Origin of the sequence: Streptomyces antarcticus, from assembly GCF_026627255.1 — a bacterium.
Lineage (GTDB): Bacteria > Actinomycetota > Actinomycetes > Streptomycetales > Streptomycetaceae > Streptomyces > Streptomyces antarcticus.
On sequence record NZ_JAPNLM010000003.1, the window covers coordinates 373,516 to 388,536 of the forward strand.

The window sequence follows — 15,021 nt, forward strand, 5'->3', positions numbered from 1 at the left end:
CACTGGGGGCTCCGGACGAGCCATGGGGAGAGGGGTAGACGTGATTGTCTGGATCAACGGCACCTTCGGCGCCGGAAAGACCAGCACGGCCCGCGAACTGACCGGAATCCTGCCGGACGGCACCCTGTTCGACCCGGAGTTCATCGGGGACGCCCTGCGCGTGCTCCTGCCCCGCAAGCGGCTGGCGGAGGTGTCCGACTACCAGGACCTGCCCAGTTGGCGCCGGCTGGTGGTGGACACCGCCGCGGCGCTGCTCGCCGAGCTGGGCGGGGTGCTCGTCGTCCCGATGACGCTGCTGAGGCAGGACTACCGGGACGAGATCTTCGGAGGGCTGGCGGCGCGCCGGATACCGGTGAGACACGTGCTGCTCGCCCCTGCGGAAACGATCCTGCGACAGCGGATCGCGACACGGGAGGAGCCGGGAGCCCCCCAGGACGTGGACCTGCGGGTCCGCCAGTGGGCGTACGACCACATCCCGGCCTACCGTCATGCGCTGGGCTGGCTCACCGCCGACGCCCACGTCGTCGACAACGGCGCCCTGAGCGTGCGTGAGACCGCCGAGCGGATCGCCGAGGCCGTCCGCACCGAAGCCGCCCCCGTCTGCGACATCGTCCAGACCCCCGAGCCCACCCGCGAGACGGTGGCCGCCGGGGTGCTGCTCTTCGACGAGCAGGACCGGGTGCTGCTGGTGGACCCGACGTACAAGGCCGGCTGGGAGTTCCCCGGCGGAGTGGTCGAGCCGGGCGAGGCTCCGGCCCGCGCGGGCGTGCGCGAGGTCGCCGAGGAACTCGGCCTCGTACTCGACCGGTTGCCCGGGCTGCTCGTCGTCGACTGGGAGTCCCCGCGACCGCCGGGCTACGGCGGGCTGCGGCTGCTCTTCGACGGCGGCCGCCTCGACGCGGCGGCCGCGGCCCGGCTCCGGCTGCCCGGACCCGAACTGCGCGCCTGGCGCTTCGTCACGGAGGACGAGGCCGCGGACATGCTCCCGCCGTACCGCCACGCACGGCTGCGCGGGGCTCTGCGCGCCCGGGAGCGGGGCAGTCCCCTCTACCTGGAGGCGGGCGTCCCGGTGGGCTGAGGCGGCCCCGCCCGGCCGGGCCCCGGGCGCGGGCCCCCGGCCCCGGGCGGTCAGCCCGCCGGGGTGTCGGCCGCGGCCTTGGCGAGCGCCGCCGCGGTGTCCGCCGTGAGGGGGTCCCCGTGGCCGAAGCAGGCCGTCGACGGGGCGAGCGCGGCGAGCCGGCGGAAGGAGTCGACGGCCCGGGCCCGGTCCACGTTGAACACCCCCAGCATCACCGGGCCGACGGCGGCGACGCAGTCCCCGGTGAACAGCACGCCGTGGCGCGGCAGGTGCACGCCGATGCTGCCGTCGGTGTGGCCGGGGGCGTGCACGACGTACGCCCCGTCCCCGAAGCCCGGTTCGTCGCCGTCCTCCAACTCCCAGTCCACCGGGGTGGGCGGGGCCTCGGGAACGGTCAGCCCGTGCGCGTACAGGGGGATCTCCCATTCCAGCAGCACCGGTTCGGGCACGGGCAGCTCGCCGCGGATCACCGGCGCGTCCAGGCGGTGCGCGAGCACCCGGGCGCCCCAGCGGGCGGCGAGTTCACCGGCTGCCCCGACGTGGTCGCGGTGGCAGTGGGTGAGGACGATGCGCTCCAGCCGTTCGGGCGAGAGCCCCAGGGAGCGTACGGCCGCCTCGATCGGAGCGGCCGACCGGCGGTTGCCCGCGTCGATCAGGGTGAGGGCCTCGCCGTCCTGCCAGAGGTACGCCTGGCCGATCGGGAAGCGGAACATGTGGAGCCGGTTCGGGAGTACCTCGACGAGATCCATATCCATGCGTCGAACGTACGAGCCCTGCCCGTCCGGGGCCACGGGACTTCGCCGGGAGCGGAGTCCGCCCGTGGCGAAGGTACGGGCCGGACTGAGCCGGACTCAGCCCGGTTCAGCCCGCGTGCCCGGCGCGCTGAACCGGGGCCGCCGGGCCCGGCCGGCTCGCCGGGTCCGGCGCGTCGCGGGGGTCACGCGCGCTTGGACTCCGCGTAGTTGACGAGGAACAGGGCCTCCGCCACCGACAGGCGCTCCAGCTCCTGTGGCGACACGCTCTCGTTGACGGCGTGGATCTGCGCCTCGGGCTCGCTCAGCCCGATCAGCAGCATCTCGGCCTCCGGGTACAGCGACGTCAGCGTGTTGCACAGCGGGATCGATCCGCCCATGCCGCTGACCTGCATCTCCTGGTCGGGGTACGCGACCCGCATGGCCGCCGCCATCGACGCGTACGCCGGGCTGGTGGTGTCCGCCCGGAACGGCTGTCCCTGACCGACGACCTCGAGCTCCAGCCGCGCCTGCCACGGGGTGTGCGCCACGAGGTGCGCCTCCAGCAGCTTGATCGCCTCCGGGGTGTCCACGCCCGGCGGCACGCGCAGGCTGATCAGCGCGCCCGCGCTCGCGTGCACCGACGGCGTCGCACCCACCACCGGCGGGCAGTCGATGCCCAGCACGGTGACCGCCGGACGCGCCCACAGCCGGTCCGCGACCGTGCCCTCGCCGATGAGCCCGACCCCGTCCAGCACCCGCGCGTCGGCGCGGAAGTCCTCCTCCGGGTACTGCAGGCCCTCCCACACCGCGTCCGAGGCCAGCCCGTCCACCGTGGTCGAACCGTCGGCGGCGCGCAGCGAGTCGAGCAGCCGGATCAGGGCGGCCAGCGCGTCGGGGGCGGCGCCGCCGAACATGCCGGAGTGCAGGTTGCCGCCCAGCGTGTCGATCTTCACCTTGAGCAGGGTCATCCCGCGCAGGGTGGCCGTCACGGTCGGCAGGCCGAGCCGGAAGTTGCCCGCGTCGCCGATGACGATCGTGTCGGCGGTCAGCAGCTCCGGGTGCGCCTCGGCGTACTGCTGGAGGCCGCCCGTGCCCTGCTCCTCCGAGCCCTCGACGATGACCTTCACGGCCACCGGCACGCCGCCGTTGGCCTTCAGGGCGCGCAGCGCGAGCAGGTGCATGATGAACCCGCCCTTGCAGTCGGCCGAGCCGCGCCCGTACCAGCGGCCGTCGCGCTCGGTCAGCTCGAAGGCCGGGGAGATCCATGCGGCGTCGTCCAGCGGCGGCTGCACGTCGTAGTGCGCGTACAGCAGGACGGTGGGCGCGCCCTCGGGGCCGGGCAGGTAGCCGTACACCGACTGGGTGCCGTCGGGGGTGTCGAGCAGTGCCACGTCCTGGAAGCCCTCGACGCGCAGCGCGTCGGCCACCCAGTTCGCGGCGGCCTCGCTCTCGCTCTTGGGGAACTGTGCCCAGTCCGCCACCGACTGGAAGGCCACCAGCTCGGTCAGCTCCCGCTTGGCGCGGGGCATCAGCGAGGCGATGGTCTCGGCGATCGGATTCTGGGACATGGGCACGCTCCTCGTGGGTGCGACGTTGTTCGTGTGTGCGCCGCCCGCATCCGCGTGGTGTGCGTATGCCGGGTACGGCGAAAGACAGTCCCGATCCTCGCACAGCAGGGCGAGGCCGACTCTCGCCGTAGGATTTCCCCGGCATCGGAGCAACCGGGTGATCAGGAGCAGCAGCACATCGTGAGCAGCGACGACGTACGCGACGCAGACGCAGGCGCAGGCGCAGGAGAGGTCGCGCCGGGGGCGGGCGACGAGGTGGCCGGGGACAGTGGGGAGACCGGCGAGGTGTGGGACGTGGTCGTGGTCGGCGCGGGACCGGCCGGTTCGTCGGCCGCGTACGCGGCGGCGACGGCGGGGCGGCGCGTCCTGTTGCTGGAGAAGGCCGAACTGCCCCGCTACAAGACGTGCGGCGGCGGCATCATCGGACCGTCCCGCGACGCACTGCCGCCGGGCTTCGTCCTTCCGCTCAAGGACCGCATCCACGCGGTCACCTTCTCGATGAACGGGAAGCTGACCCGGACGCGCCGCTCGAAGCAGATGCTCTTCGGTCTCATCAACCGGCCGGAGTTCGACGCCGGCCTGGTCGCAGAGGCGGAGAAGGCGGGCGCGACCGTTCGTACGGGGACCGCCGTGTCCCGGGTCGAACAGCACGGGACGGCCGTACCCGACCGGCGCACCGTCGCCGTGGTGCTCGCAGACGGCGAGACCGTCCTGGCCCGGGCGGTGGTCGGCGCGGACGGCAGCGCGAGCCGGATCGGCGCGCACGTCGGGGTCGAGATGGGCCAGGTGGACCTCGGCCTGGAGGCGGAGATCCCGGTCCCGGACTCGGTCGCGGAGGACTGGAAGGGCCGCGTCCTGATCGACTGGGGTCCGCTGCCGGGAAGTTACGGCTGGGTCTTCCCCAAGGGCGACACCCTGACCGTCGGAGTCATCTCGGCGAAGGGCGAGGGCGCGGCGACCAAGCGGTACCTGGACGACTTCATCGCGCGGCTCGGCCTGGCCGGCTTCGAACCGGCCGTCTCCTCCGGGCACCTCACCCGCTGCCGCACCCCCGAGTCGCCGCTGTCGCGCGGCCGGGTCCTGGTGGCGGGTGATGCGGCCGGTCTGCTGGAGCCGTGGACGCGCGAGGGCATCTCCTTCGCACTGCGGTCGGGGCGGCTGGCGGGGGAGTGGGCAGTCAAGATCTCCGAGTCGCAGGACGCCGTGGACGCGCGCCGCCAGGCGCTGAACTACGCCTTCGCGGTGAAGGCCGGGCTGGGCGTGGAGATGGAGATCGGCAAGCGGATGCTGACCCTCTTCGAATCCCGGCCGGGGCTGCTGCACGCGGCGATCACCGGTCTGCGCCCGGCCTGGCGGGCGTTCGCCCGGATCACCCGGGGTTCGACGACCCTGGCCGACCTCGTACGGACGTCCCCGCTGGCCCGCAAGGGCCTCCATGCCCTGGACGCGCGGCAGGCGGCCCGGAGGACCGGCGGGGGGCGCAGCTAGTGCTGTGAGCGGCGGGGTTGACCGTGTCGCGCCGCCCGGCACGGCACCTCGCCGCGTTGTCGGACTACACCGGTACCTCCGGTACGAAGCGTGGCCCTCCGCCTTGCGGCGCACCGCACCTGACACCACGACCCGGGAAACCCTTCCGGCCCCGGCGCTGGGGAGCGCAACGCCGCCGAATCGGCGTCGGCCGGCGGCCGCCCGGAGGGCCGACGGGACTTCGACGACACGGTCCAGGGGCCCCTGTGCGGGGGCGGGTCCGGGAGTGAGGCTTGGTCCGGGCCCCGGTTCCCGGTTCCGGCGCCCGCGCCGGCATCTTGGTCCGGGCCCGGGGGTGAGGCTTCCGCCGGGCCCGGCGCCGGCGCCGGGCTGGCGCGACGGCGTCGGGGGCCGGGGTCCGGGGGTGAGGCTTGCGCCGGGTCGGGCCGGGCCGGGTCAGGCCGGGCCGGGTCAGGCCGGGCCGGGTCAGGTCGGGCCGGGCGGGGTCGGGCCGGGCCGAGTCAGGCCGGGCCGGGTCAGGTCAGGCGCCGGCGGGGCGGACCTGTCGGACCCGGCGGCACGGTCGGGCTGAACCTGGCGGGGCGGACCGGCGTGGTCTTCGCCGCCTCGCACGCGGCGAGCCGCGCGTCGGGGTGGCTGAGACAGCGCCTGCGCTCAATCACCCTTACCTCGCGCCGGTGCTGCGCGCGGTCGCCGGGGCGCTCGCAGCACCGCAACCGGAGCCGTGCCATCAAGGAGCCCTCGCCCTCGCCCTCGCGCACGTCGCGCGGCTATCGCCCGCTCAGCGTGGCCACCCCACTCACCCGACTCACCCCGCTCATCCCGGTCACCCCGGTCAGTGGGACACCGTGATGCGGAACACCGGGTGGTCGCCCGAGGTCGCCTGGAGCTCCGCGTCGGTGGACCTGGCCGTGACGCCCTGGAAGAACCGGCCCACCTCCCAGCCCCACTTCTCCAGGTAGGCGCGCAGTACGGCGGCCTGCTGCACGGGGTCGGTGATCTCGGTGACCGTGAAACTCCGCACCTTGCGCCCCACCCGCAGCTCACCGCCGCCCGCCGCCCGCATGTTGCGGACCCACTGGGAGTGGCCGCGGGCCGAAACCAGGTACTGGGCACCCTCGTACGTGTGCGGATTGACCGGGATCCGCTGCATCCGGCCGGACTTGCGGCCGCGGACGGACAGTTCGGCGGTGCCGGCCAGGCTGATGCCGAACCGGGCGAGCTTCCCGAAGAGCGCGTTGAAGCGGGTGGCGAGCGGGCCGGCCTGGACGTAGTACGGGGTGGGCACGTTCACGATGACCTCCGGGGCCGATTCGGCGCTGCGAGAGCAGTGCTCTCGCTTGAGGCCAGTGTGCACGGATCGGTGAACCAAAGCAAGAGCACCGCTCTCGAATCAGAGCGCTGATCTCCTACTGGACTGGCGATCCGCTTCTTGAGCGCCGCTCTGCCCACCTGGCACACTGACCGTATGAACACCGTGCGCGGGGCCAGGGAGAGGGCCCGTATCGAGGTCACAGCCGCCATCAAGGACGAGGCGCGCCGCATGCTTGAGGCGGAGGGCGCCGCCAAGCTCTCGCTGCGCGCCGTCGCCCGCGAGCTGGGCATGGTCTCCTCCGCCCTCTACCGCTACTTCCCCAGCCGGGACGAGCTGCTCACCGCGCTGATCATCGACGCGTACGACAGCCTCGGCGCCGCCGCCGAGGAGGCGGACGCCCGCGCCCTCGCCGCCGGCTCCCCGCCCCGCGCCCGGTGGGTCGCCGTCTGCGGGGCCGTCCGTGTCTGGGCCCTGGCGCACCCGCACGAGTACGCCCTCATCTACGGTTCCCCGGTCCCCGGCTACAGCGCCCCCGTGGACACCGTCGGTCCCGCCTCCCGGGTGGCCAACACCTTCATCGGGATCCTTCACGCCGCCCACGGGAGCCGGGGCCTCGCCCTGCCGCCGCTGCCGGACGCCCTGCGCCCCGAAGCCGACCGGATGACCGCGGACTTCGCCGAAGGCCTGCCCCCCGAGGTCACGGCCGCGCTGGTCGTCGCCTGGGCGCAGTTGGTCGGCCTCGTCTCCTTCGAGCTGTTCGGCCAGTTCAACCGCGTCGTCGAGGACCGCGCGGCCTTCTTCTCGTACGCCGCGGGCCGCCTGGCGCACGAGGTCGGGCTGACCGCCGTGTGACGGGAGGGCGAGCGCGGGCCCGGTTCCGAGCGGGTCCGTCCTCGACCGACCCGATGGAGATTCACATGATGAGGTGACAGGTCGCTCTTCTGTTCCTCATACCAATGCCGCCGGTTCAGCCTTGAACGAAGGATCGTCCGTCTAGTGTTCCTCGGGTCGCCCCCTGGGGCGCCCCTCTCGGATCTTGTCGGGCCGTGTTGTTCCGGCGCCGCACCTCGCCGCGTCGTCGGGTCGACCGCGTACGTCCAGGACTCGGTCGACCCGACGCCTTGCGATGCGCGGCACCGGACGACGCGGACTCGGCCGACAGGATCCGAAAGGGCGCCCCGGACCTCGCCGCCGGAGGAACAGCAGCCATGCCCCGCGCCGTGAAGGCCCTTTCCACCGTGCTGGCCGCCCTCGTGTTCGCCGTGGCGGCGCCCGCCGCCACCGGGTGCGCCCGGACGGCGGGCCCGGACCGCCCGGCGACGGCGGCTGCGGCGGACGCGGACGCGGGGCCCCCGGCCGTGCGGCCGGCCCCGGCCCCCACGGCACCGCCGGCCCCCCGGGTGCCCGGCGTGCGGGGCTTGGAGATCGCGGTCCCCGCCTACGTCTGGGCCAACGACCCCATGCTGGCCGACCTGACGGCCACCAGCCCGGCCGCCTCCGTGGTGGTCCTCAACCCCGGCAACGGCGACGTCCCGTTCGACGCTCCCTGGCGGGCCCGCGCCGACGCCCTGCGCGGCGGTACCACCACGACCGGCGACCGGACCAAGGTGCTCGGCTACGTGCACACGGACCACGGCAACCGCGACATCGCCGCCGTCAAGGCCTCCGTCGACAACTACCTGAAGACCCCCGACGGCCGGCTCCACGTCGACGGCATCTTCTTCGACGTCGTCAGCCGCGAGTGCGGCCCGGACAACATCACCCGTGACCACTACGCGGAGCTCCGCCGCTACGTCCAGGACACCATGCACGCCGTCGACCCGGCCGCCCCCGACCTCGTGGTCAACAACCCCGGCACGGCCATCGCCGACTGCTACCTGGAGCCGGACCGCCGCACCGCGGACGTCTTCGTGACGTACGAGGACACGTACGCGGCGTACAACAGCGCCGGCTGGCTCGGCGGCAACGTCTACAACCATCTCAGCGGCTACCGCGCCGGCACCGAACTCGACCCGAGCGGAACGGCGTTCTGGCACCTGGTCCACGGGGTTCCGGACGCCGGGGCGATGGAGTCGGCGCTGCGCACCGCCTTCGACCGCGGCGCGGGCTACGCGTACGCGACCGGCGCCGGGATGCCCAACCCGTGGAACGCGGGCCCGGAGTGGAAGTACCAGGCGCAGACCACGTACGCGGCGACCCTCGGCTAGGGCGGTCCTCCCCTTCCGTCAGCGGTAGTCGTCGGGGTGGCCCTGCATCCACACGTTGATCTTGTCGCGGGTGCCGATCAGCGACTTCTCGTGCTTCTTCAGGTTCTCGAAGGTGCGGTCGTCGCCGAGTTCCGCGTCGAGCTTCGCGATGAGGGCGATCGGCTCGGGGAAGTGCCCGGGCCCCTTCGGGTCGGACTTCATCGCGCGGTCCAGGCGGGCGAGTTCCTTGTCGACCCGCCCGAGGAAGTAGGCGCATTCACCCGGGGTGCACGAGTCGTTCAGCGTCGCCTGGAGCCCGGCGAAGGCGTTGCGGACCTCCTCGGGCGCAACGGCGGCGCCGTCCGTGGCGGCGCCGGTCGCGGAGGACTCCCCACCCGGACTCGCGGACCGCTGGTCCGAGGGTTGGGCGGACGCGGACGCGGACGCGGACGCGCCGGCGACGCGCGACGGCGGCGCCGGGTCCGCCCCGCAGGAGACGGACAGGGCCGCCAGCGCGATGACGAGCACGGCAGCACCGCGCGCGGTGGAAAGGAACATCGGCTTACCCCCGTGATCATTTGAGGCGGCCGACCCTACACAACGCTCCCCCGCCGTGTCCGGGGAGGGCAGCCGGGACTTCGCCCGCCCGCTCCGGACTCGGATCAGCCGAGGACGAAGCGGGCGGTCAGAGTCCCGGCAGGAGCGCGTGCGACGGCACCCCCTTGTGCTGTGGCCGGAAGGGTGTGCCGGCGTGGAATGTCCGGTGCGGTGCGGTGCGGTGCGTCACAAGGCGGAGGGCCACGCCTCGTACTGGACGTACCGGTGTGGTCCGACAACGCGGCGAGGTGCCGTGCCGGGCGCCGCGACACGGTCAACCCTTCCGGTCACAGCGCTGGCTGCCGTCGTTCTCCTGGCGGCGAGCGAAGCGCCACAGGACGTGCGCGACCTGGAGCGTGAAGACCGTCACCGCCACGATCGTGCCCGCCAGCGCCAGGGCGCGGTGGGCCGCGGGGGAGAGGGAGAACGCGGGGGCGGCGCCGTACACCGCGCCGAAGGACACGGCAGCGGCGAAGCAGGCGCTGACGAAGGCGTAGCCGATCTCGATCGTGATCGCGTCCCGGTCCGCCTGCGTACGTCGCCCCATCCGTGCAGTGTCACAGCGTGACCCAGCCGTCACAAGAGCGCCTCGGCCACCCCGTCCTCCGCGAACTCCGGCTCCACCGCCGAGAACGCGAGCCCGAGCGCCGACTCCGCGTCCATCCGGTGCACGGTGGTCTCATGGGCCTGGCGCCGCGCCCAGAACGCCAGCGGGGACGGCGCGGCCGTCGGCAGGAACGTCCAGCACTGCACGTCGGCCGGGGCCCCGGTGAGCGTCCGCACCAGCGCCGCGTGCCCGTCGCGGAACCAGCCGATCAGCTCCGCCCCGGCCAGCTCCGGCGCGTCCGGCAGCGGAACCGGCTCCAGGCGCGCCTCCCCGACGTAGCCGGCCGCCCAGCGGTGGACGGCGCCGGTGTGCCGCAGCAGGTCGGCGACCCGCCACCCGGGGCAGGTGGCCACCGCCGCGTCCGTACCGGCCCGTTCCGCCAGGTCGGCCAGAAGGCCGCCCTCCCGCTCGAGGGTCTTCAGATATGTGGTGATCTCCATGCGGGCGAGTCTCCCAGCCGGTTCGCGACAATGGGGGTATGGACGGCGAACTCTTCCCGCGCGAGCGGACCGTGATCGCCCCCGGCGCCGTGCACGTCCCCGACTGGCTCGGTGCCGCGCGCCAGCGGGAGCTGATCGAAGCCTGCCGGGGCTGGGCCAGGCCGCCGGCCGGACTGCGCACCGTACGCACCCCCGGAGGCGGGACGATGACCGCCCGGCAGGTGTGCCTGGGGCTGCACTGGTACCCGTACGGATACGCCGAGACCGCCGTGGACGGCGACGGGGCACCGGTGAAGCCGATGCCGGACTGGCTCGCCGCACTCGCACGGGAGGCGGTGGCCGCGGCGTACGGCGAACCCCTCGCCGGCGGGGAGACGTACGACATCGCGCTGATCAACTTCTACGACGGCGACTCCCGCATGGGCATGCACCGGGACGCCGAGGAGCGGTCCCCGGCCCCGGTGGTCTCCCTCAGCCTCGGCGACACCTGCGTGTTCCGCTTCGGGAACACCGCCTCGCGGGGGCGCCCGTACCGGGACGTCGAGCTGCGCAGCGGCGATCTGTTCGTCTTCGGCGATTCGAGCCGACGGGCCTACCACGGGGTGCCGAAGGTCCTGCCGGGTACGGGCCCGCAAGGGCTCGGGCTCACCGGGCGGCTCAACATCACCCTCCGGGTCGGCGGCCTCGCGTGATCGCCGGGCGTCCGGGGCCCTCCGATCATGCGAGGATCGCTGTCATGAACGGCAACGGGGCCCCGCCGCGGGTGGGGGATGTGACCACGGTGTCCACGCGGACCAGGCTGGAGCGGGGCCGCGGCGCGCTCGGCCCGGCGCTGGAGCTCGTCCACACCGGGCGCGCCCCGACCCGGGCGGTCCTGACCGCGGAGCTGGGCGTCACCCGGGCCACCGCCGGAGCCGTCGCGGCGGAGCTGGAGGCGCTCGGGCTGATCCGCGTCGACTCCCGGCCCGGCGGGGCGGGAGGCACCCAGGGGCGTCCCTCGCACCGGCTGTCCGTGGCCGAGGACGGCCCGGTGGCACTCGCCGCGCAGGTGCACTCGGACGGCTTCCGGGCCGCCCTGGTGGGCCTCGGCGGGCGGATCGTCGCCACCGCCCCCGGCAAGGTGGTCGTCTCCGCGGATCCGGCGCAGGTGCTCGGCGCGGTGGTGGAGGCCGGGGCCGCGCTGCTCGCGGAGAGCGGCCGCCGGTGCGTGGGCGCCGGGCTCGCGGTCCCCTCGGCGGTGGCGGAGCCCGAGGGCACGGCGCTGAACCCGCTGCACCTGGCCTGGCCGGCCGGGTCTCCCGTACGGGCCATCTTCGCGCGGTGCGTGAAGGCAGCCGGGATCGACGGCCCGGCCCTGACCGGCAACGACGTCAACCTCGCGGCCCTGGCCGAGCACCGCCACGGCGCGGGCCGCAGCGCGCAGCACTTGCTGTGTGTGGCCACCGGGCACCGTGGGGTCGGCGGGGCGCTGGTCCTGGACGGCCGCCTGCACAGCGGGAGTTCGGGCCTGGCCCTGGAGGTCGGACACCTCACCGTGAACCCGGAGGGGCGCGCCTGCCACTGCGGCGGCCGCGGCTGCCTGGACGTGGAGGCGGACCCGCTGGCCTTCCTGACGGCGGCGGGCCGCACCCCGGGCCCCGAGGTGTCGCTGCTGGCGCAGGCCCGCGACCTGCTGCGGGAGGAGTACGCGGAGCCGGCCGTACGCGCCGCCGCCGAGGAACTCATCGACCGCCTGGGCCTGGGCCTCGCGGGCCTGGTGAACATCCTGAACCCGGACCGGATCATCCTGGGAGGCCTCCACCGGGAGCTGCTCCACGCCGACCCGGAGCGGCTGCGCGCGGTGGTCGCTGACCGCAGCCTGTGGGGGCGCAGCGGGGGCGTACCGATCCTGCCGTGCACCCTGGACCACAACAGCCTGGTGGGCGCGGCGGAGCTGGCGTGGCAACCGGTCCTGGACGACCCGCTGGGCGCCCTGGGCGCGGCGGCCTGAGGGGCCCGCGGCCCCCTCGGCCCGGCCCGGCTCGGCCCCGCTCCCGCCCGCCGGAGGTCATCCCGGCCGGATGCCGACCGACGCCGAGACGGGTGCCGACGCCGACGCGGGGGCAGTTGCCGACGCCGCCGCAGGGGCAGATGCCGACGCCGACAGAGACGCCGACAGGGACGCCGACGCCGCCACCGGCAGTGGCTCCGGAACGGCTGCGGGTTCCACGGCGACGATCGCCGTCCGGGCGGGTTCTCGTACCGGCTTGGCTGAAATGCGCACCGGCCGGGCCGGCGGCGCCGACGCGGGGGCGGCCCGTAGCGAGAACCACACCACCTTGCCGGAGCCGTCGGACCGGTTCCGTGCCCCCCAGGCCTCGCTGACCGCCTCCACGAGCGCGAGCCCGCGCCCGCAGGTCTCCAGCGCCTCAGCCCGGACCTCCCGGAGCACCGGGAGGCGCGGATCGCTGTCGATGACCGAGACCGTGAGGCGCCCCAGACGGAGCTCGATCTCGACCGTGCAGGTCTTGTCGGGCTGCGCGTGGCGGTGGACGTTGCTGAGCAGTTCCGTCACGCCGAGCGCGGCCCGGTCGATGAGCGGATCGAGCTGCCAGTGGCGCAGTTGCGCAGAAACGATTCTGCGGATCTGGCCGATCCGGCACGGCAAGGCCTGCAGTTCGACGACGCAGTGCCTGCGGGAATGACTGATCACGGCTGCGACTCCCCGACATGAGTGTTACGGGTTTTGCACCCTCGGTAATGCTCCACCAGGGTCACCCACGGTGCGCCACAGTGCAACCGAACGCGACCGAAAGGGATCCGCATGGAAACCCAAAGTGACTGTTTGTGCAGGTGAGAGGGGTACATTGCGAAAGCAGGGGGTGAAATAGCCCGCGCGTACGCACGAAGGAGCACGGCGCATGAGCACCACCGGCAGGACCGTCACGACCGTCGACGTCGACCGCAGCGACGCGGAGTACCGGGCGTGGCTGAAGGAGGCCGTCCGCAAGGTCCAGGCGGACGCAAACCGCTCGGCCGACACCCACCTGTTGCGCTTCCCGCTCCCCGAGGAATGGGGCATCGACCTGTACCTCAAGGACGAGTCGACGCACCCGACGGGCTCCCTCAAGCACCGCCTCGCCCGCTCGCTCTTCCTCTACGCCCTCTGCAACGGCTGGGTCCGCCCCGGCCGCCCGGTCATCGAGGCCTCGTCCGGCTCCACCGCCGTCTCCGAGGCGTACTTCGCGAAGCTGATCGGTGTTCCCTTCATCGCCGTCATGCCGCGCACGACCAGCCCGGAGAAGTGCCGCCTCATCGAATTCCACGGTGGTGAGTGCCACTTCGTGGACGACCCGATGAAGATGTACGAGGAGTCCGCCGAGCTGGCAGCCCGCACCGGCGGGCACTACATGGACCAGTTCACGTACGCGGAGCGGGCCACCGACTGGCGCGGCAACAACAACATCGCCGAATCGATGTTCCAGCAGCTTCGGCTGGAACGTTTCCCCGAGCCCGCGTGGATCGTCGCCACCGCCGGCACCGGCGGCACCTCCGCGACCATCGCCCGCTACGTGCACTACATGCAGCACGACACCCGCATCTGCGTCCCAGACCCGGAGAACTCCTGCTTCTTCGACGGGTGGACCAACCATGACCCCCACGCGAGCAGCGACTGCGGCTCGCGCATCGAGGGCATCGGACGGCCCCGGATGGAGCCGAGCTTCGTGCCGGGTGCCATCGACCGGATGATGAAGGTGCCGGACGCGGCGAGCGTCGCCGCCTGCCGCGCCCTGGAGACGGCCATAGGGCGCAAGGCGGGCGGCTCGACCGGCACCGGTCTGTGGAGCGCGCTGAAGATCATCTCGGAGATGGTGGCGGAGGGCCGCACGGGCAGCGTGCTCACCCTGCTCTGCGACCCCGGGGACCGTTACCTCGACAAGTACTACTCCGACAACTGGCTGGCGGCGCAGGGCCTCGACATCGCCCCGTACTCGAACACCCTCGACACCCTGTTCGCGACGGGCGTCTGGCGCGAGCCCGCCGCCTGACCGGTGCCGTACGGGACCGGCGGCGGGGGGCGAGACAACCCTGGCCCGGGGAACTCGGCCGACTGCGCCGGGCGGCCTCGAACACCCGTGATCCGCGGAGCCCCGGGGGTGCCATGGCGGCGATCGACGACCGCGGCCGGGCGGACCGGGTCCTGGGGGGACCGCGCCTGGTCCACCGGGTGGTACTTGCGGGCGCCGGCGGCTCGGTCCCCCTCTCGTTCGGCCCACCGCTCAGCCCCCACGAGTTCCGTACGCGGGTGTGGACGGCCGCCGGGTACGGGGACCTGGTCGCCAAGCACCCGGTGATCTGACGGGCAGGGGCCCGGGCGGCACGGGCGTGGGCAGGGGTACGGGCAGCCGCCCCCGCGGCGGCCTGCCCAGCGTCCCGCTACCGCTGCCCCCGGGTCCCGCTACTGCTGCTGCGGGCCCGCCGCGCGGCGGGCGTCGGCGAGGCGCCCGTCCAGCGCGCGCACGGCCGAACGGAACGAGCGCCCCAGCCCGGGCCGGGCAGCGGCGAGGCCGAGCCGGAACGCGGCCGTGCCGTCCGCGGCGAAGGTCCAGCGGATCCGGGTGCCGGAGCCCGCGGGGGACAGCCGCCACTCCTCCAGCAGGGCCCGCATTCCGGGGACGTTGGTCTCGTCGACCCGGTAGGCGTACCGCTGCTCGGGATCGGCGGCCATGACCGTCTCCTGGAACCGGACCCCGCCCATCAGCCCGATCTCCCGCCCGGCGCCGCCGTGCGTGGGCCGGGCCAGGGTGACGGCCCTGAACCAGGCGGGCCAGCCCGTGACGTCCTCCGCGAGCGCCCGGTACACCGCGGCGGGAGCCGCCGCGGCCTCGGCCGTGAACCTCAGCCGTATCGGGGCGTCCTCGGTGAAGTCCGTCCCCACCGGACGGAGTCGGTGAGCCATGTCGGTACCCCCAGGGTCGGGAACGCGTGTGCGTACGGCGTGCCCGACACCCTAGCTGGCGGCCCGTCA

General features: G+C 73.8%; 15 protein-coding genes and 1 pseudogene. 8 read left to right on the top strand and 8 right to left on the bottom strand.

All coding sequences use genetic code 11. The features are described 5' to 3' along the window. Nucleotides 1–22 precede the first annotated feature (22 nt). Nucleotides 23–1,078, top strand: coding sequence for an NUDIX hydrolase (locus OTB16_RS07485; RefSeq protein ID WP_267719127.1), 1,056 nt, complete (start codon nucleotides 23–25; stop codon nucleotides 1,076–1,078). A gap of 50 nt (nucleotides 1,079–1,128) precedes the next feature. Here the strand turns inward: OTB16_RS07485 and OTB16_RS07490 are convergent, their stop codons facing one another. Together OTB16_RS07490 and OTB16_RS07495 are read right to left on the bottom strand one after the other, a co-directional pair. Further along, the gene (locus tag OTB16_RS07490) at nucleotides 1,129–1,827 is read right to left on the bottom strand and encodes an MBL fold metallo-hydrolase (protein WP_267719245.1); all 699 of its coding nucleotides are present in this window, start codon (nucleotides 1,825–1,827) and stop codon (nucleotides 1,129–1,131) included. 188 nt (nucleotides 1,828–2,015) lie between these two features. Beyond that, nucleotides 2,016–3,380: a dipeptidase gene (locus OTB16_RS07495; protein ID WP_267719129.1), complete on the bottom strand. Its 1,365-nt coding sequence runs from the start codon at nucleotides 3,378–3,380 to the stop codon at nucleotides 2,016–2,018. Nucleotides 3,381–3,560: 180 nt separating this feature from the next. Between OTB16_RS07495 and OTB16_RS07500 the strand changes: the two genes are divergently transcribed. Further along, a complete protein-coding gene (locus tag OTB16_RS07500) occupies nucleotides 3,561–4,868 on the top strand; it encodes a geranylgeranyl reductase family protein (RefSeq protein ID WP_324290281.1) in 1,308 nt (435 codons plus the stop codon). Between the two features lie 835 nt (nucleotides 4,869–5,703). On the opposite strand, the gene OTB16_RS07505 is transcribed toward OTB16_RS07500, so the two are convergent. Beyond that, nucleotides 5,704–6,156, bottom strand: coding sequence for a nitroreductase/quinone reductase family protein (locus OTB16_RS07505; protein WP_420717642.1), 453 nt, complete (start codon nucleotides 6,154–6,156; stop codon nucleotides 5,704–5,706). Nucleotides 6,157–6,336: 180 nt separating this feature from the next. On the opposite strand from OTB16_RS07505, the gene OTB16_RS07510 reads away from it, so the two are divergent. Continuing rightward, on the top strand, nucleotides 6,337–7,035 hold the full coding sequence (locus OTB16_RS07510; protein WP_267719131.1) for a TetR/AcrR family transcriptional regulator: 699 nt from the start codon (nucleotides 6,337–6,339) through the stop codon (nucleotides 7,033–7,035). 356 nt (nucleotides 7,036–7,391) lie between these two features. Continuing rightward, on the top strand, nucleotides 7,392–8,390 hold the full coding sequence (locus OTB16_RS07515) for a spherulation-specific family 4 protein (RefSeq protein WP_267719132.1): 999 nt from the start codon (nucleotides 7,392–7,394) through the stop codon (nucleotides 8,388–8,390). A gap of 18 nt (nucleotides 8,391–8,408) precedes the next feature. Here OTB16_RS07515 and OTB16_RS07520 read toward each other — a convergent pair whose 3' ends face one another. From OTB16_RS07520 to OTB16_RS07530, 3 genes and pseudogenes are all read right to left on the bottom strand, one after another. Further along, nucleotides 8,409–8,927, bottom strand: coding sequence for a hypothetical protein (locus OTB16_RS07520; protein ID WP_267719133.1), 519 nt, complete (start codon nucleotides 8,925–8,927; stop codon nucleotides 8,409–8,411). Nucleotides 8,928–9,240: 313 nt separating this feature from the next. After that, complete coding sequence (locus OTB16_RS07525) at nucleotides 9,241–9,513, bottom strand: DUF6332 family protein (RefSeq protein ID WP_267719134.1); 273 nt, start codon at nucleotides 9,511–9,513, stop codon at nucleotides 9,241–9,243. A gap of 35 nt (nucleotides 9,514–9,548) precedes the next feature. Further along, nucleotides 9,549–10,013, bottom strand: a pseudogene (locus OTB16_RS07530) (maleylpyruvate isomerase family mycothiol-dependent enzyme); the annotation flags it as partial. A gap of 38 nt (nucleotides 10,014–10,051) precedes the next feature. Here OTB16_RS07530 and OTB16_RS07535 point away from each other — a divergent pair. Together OTB16_RS07535 and OTB16_RS07540 are read left to right on the top strand one after the other, a co-directional pair. Further along, the gene (locus tag OTB16_RS07535; RefSeq protein WP_267719135.1) at nucleotides 10,052–10,705 is read left to right on the top strand and encodes an alpha-ketoglutarate-dependent dioxygenase AlkB family protein; all 654 of its coding nucleotides are present in this window, start codon (nucleotides 10,052–10,054) and stop codon (nucleotides 10,703–10,705) included. A 44-nt stretch (nucleotides 10,706–10,749) separates the two neighbouring features. Continuing rightward, complete coding sequence (locus tag OTB16_RS07540) at nucleotides 10,750–12,003, top strand: ROK family protein (protein WP_267719136.1); 1,254 nt, start codon at nucleotides 10,750–10,752, stop codon at nucleotides 12,001–12,003. A gap of 57 nt (nucleotides 12,004–12,060) precedes the next feature. Here OTB16_RS07540 and OTB16_RS07545 read toward each other — a convergent pair whose 3' ends face one another. After that, entirely contained in the window at nucleotides 12,061–12,705 is a 645-nt protein-coding gene (locus OTB16_RS07545) for an ATP-binding protein (RefSeq protein ID WP_267719137.1), read from the bottom strand. 208 nt (nucleotides 12,706–12,913) lie between these two features. Here OTB16_RS07545 and OTB16_RS07550 point away from each other — a divergent pair, with 208 nt between their 5' ends. Together OTB16_RS07550 and OTB16_RS07555 are read left to right on the top strand one after the other, a co-directional pair. Further along, nucleotides 12,914–14,041 (top strand): PLP-dependent cysteine synthase family protein, encoded by a 1,128-nt coding sequence (locus tag OTB16_RS07550; RefSeq protein WP_267719138.1) that lies wholly within the window; start codon nucleotides 12,914–12,916, stop codon nucleotides 14,039–14,041. Nucleotides 14,042–14,154: 113 nt separating this feature from the next. Next, nucleotides 14,155–14,352, top strand: coding sequence for a hypothetical protein (locus tag OTB16_RS07555; RefSeq protein ID WP_267719139.1), 198 nt, complete (start codon nucleotides 14,155–14,157; stop codon nucleotides 14,350–14,352). A 99-nt stretch (nucleotides 14,353–14,451) separates the two neighbouring features. On the opposite strand, the gene OTB16_RS07560 is transcribed toward OTB16_RS07555, so the two are convergent. Beyond that, entirely contained in the window at nucleotides 14,452–14,952 is a 501-nt protein-coding gene (locus tag OTB16_RS07560; RefSeq protein ID WP_267719140.1) for an SRPBCC family protein, read from the bottom strand. Between the last annotated feature and the right edge of the window lie 69 nt (nucleotides 14,953–15,021).